General features: G+C 64.4%; 1 protein-coding gene and 1 pseudogene. Both read left to right on the forward strand.

The genetic code is table 11. The features are described 5' to 3' along the window. Positions 1 to 110: 110 nt before the first annotated feature. A pseudogene (locus QMO14_RS33150) lies at positions 111 to 917 on the forward strand (methyl-accepting chemotaxis protein); the annotation flags it as partial. Positions 918 to 937: 20 nt separating this feature from the next. Then, a partial coding sequence (locus tag QMO14_RS33155; RefSeq protein WP_301512372.1) for a methyl-accepting chemotaxis protein occupies positions 938 to 2,227 on the forward strand: 1,290 nt, incomplete at its 3' end.

Here is a 2,227-nt window from a genome sequence, read left to right on the forward strand (position 1 = left end):
CGCCACCAGTCGCACGCCCGGCGCCTCTTCGGAAAGCCGCTGCATCAGCCGAGGCATCAGCGCCACTTCGAGCGCATCGCTCAGCCCGACGCGGAACACGCGCTCGGCCTTCAATGGAGGAGTTGACCTCCACGGTCAAGCAGAACGCGGACAACGCCCGGCAGGCCAATCAGCTGGCCGTGTCAGCCTCCGAGGTGGCAGTGAAGGGCGGCAGCGTCGTGTCCCAGGTGGTCGACACCATGGGCTCGATCAATGCCTCGTCCAAGAAGATCGTGGACATCATCGGCGTGATCGACGGCATCGCGTTCCAGACAAACATCCTGGCGCTGAATGCAGCCGTTGAAGCGGCTCGTGCCGGCGAGCAAGGCCGTGGATTTGCGGTCGTCGCCTCTGAAGTCCGAAGCCTGGCTCAACGCTCCGCTGCAGCCGCCAAGGAAATCAAGACCCTGATCGGCGACTCGGTGGAGAAGGTCGAAGAAGGCAGCAAGCAGGTGGAAGAAGCGGGCCGCACGATGGAAGAGATCGTGGGCAGTGTGAAGCGCGTGACGGACATCATGGGCGAGATCACCGCAGCCAGCCAGGAGCAGACCTCGGGCATCGAGCAGATCAACCAGGCGATCACGCAGATGGACCAGGTGACGCAGCAGAACGCGGCGCTGGTCGAGGAGGCATCCGCGGCGGCGCAGTCGCTGCAGGAGCAGGCCGGCAGCCTCGTGCAGGCCGTGAGCATCTTCAAGCTCGACGCCAACGCCGTCGCCAACGTGCGCCCCGGATTCACGCCCATCACACCCATCCCGAGGCCGGCGAAACCGGCGCCGAAGCGGCCCGCCAAGGCCCTGCCCACGCGCAAGGAACCCTCGGCCGCCCCGCAACTCGCCATGGCCGGCGACGCCAAGGGCGACTGGACCGAGTTCTAAACCGAGCAGGAAGAAGTCAAATGAACCTGAAGAATCTAAAGATCGGAACCCGCCTGGGCCTCGGCTTCGCAGTCGTCCTGCTCCTGATGGCGGTCATCGCGGCCACCGGCATGCTGCGACTGGCGAGCGTGGGCAATGCCACGGAGGACATGGTGCAGCGCGCGCTGGTCAAGGAGCGCCTGGCCAACCAGTGGTCCGTCCTGCTCGGGCCGGCGATCGCGAACTCTTTCGCGATGGTCAAGGCGACCGATCCCAAGGTGGCTGCGTACTTCGAGAAGGCGCGCGTCGACAAGTCGGTGCAGATCAATCCCGTGCAGAAGAAGCTCGAGGAGCTTCTGACCTCGCCGGAGGAGAAGAAGCTGTATTCCGCCATCGCCGACCCGCGCAGCGTGGTGTTGGCGCTCGTGGGGAACATCAACAAGCTCAAGGCCGAAGGCAAGGACGAGGAAGCCATGGTGATGGCCGATACGCAGTTCGCCGCCGCGCTCGTCGTCTACGAGGAAGCCGTTGCCAAGCTCGCCGCCTACCAGCGCGACCGCATCGACGAACTGGCCAAAGGCATCGATGACGACCACGAGACGGGGGAGAGAGTTCTGCTGGTGCTTTCGATCGTCGCACTGATGCTGGGCGCGCTGCTCTCCTGGCGCCTGACCGTGGGCATCGTGCGTCCGCTGGGGCGCGCGGTGAAAGTGGCCGAGACGGTCGCCTCCGGTGACCTGAGTTCGAACATCGCGGTGGAAAGCCGCGACGAGACGGGCAAGCTGATGCACGCGCTGCGCGAGATGAATGCGAGTCTCGCGAAGGTGGTGGGCGAGGTTCGAGAAGGAACCGAGACCATCGCGACGGCTTCGGGGCAGATCGCATCGGGCAACCAGGATCTTTCCTCGCGTACGGAAGAGCAGGCGAGTTCGCTGGAGCAGACGGCAGCCTCGATGGAAGAGCTGACCTCCACGGTCAAGCAGAACGCGGACAACGCTCGGCAGGCCAACCAACTGGCTGTCTCTGCCTCGGAAGTGGCAGTGAAGGGCGGCAGCGTCGTCTCGCAAGTGGTCGACACCATGGGCTCGATCAATGCGTCGTCCAAGAAGATCGTGGACATCATCGGCGTGATCGACGGCATCGCGTTCCAGACCAACATCCTTGCGCTGAATGCAGCCGTTGAAGCGGCTCGTGCCGGCGAGCAGGGTCGCGGCTTCGCAGTAGTTGCTTCGGAAGTCCGCAGCCTCGCTCAGCGTTCCGCTGCAGCCGCCAAGGAAATCAAGACCCTGATCGGCGACTCGGTGGAGAAGGTCGAAGAAGGCAGCAAGCAG

It is taken from the genome of Variovorax sp. CAN15 (assembly GCF_030462475.1).
Classification (GTDB): domain Bacteria; phylum Pseudomonadota; class Gammaproteobacteria; order Burkholderiales; family Burkholderiaceae_C; genus Variovorax.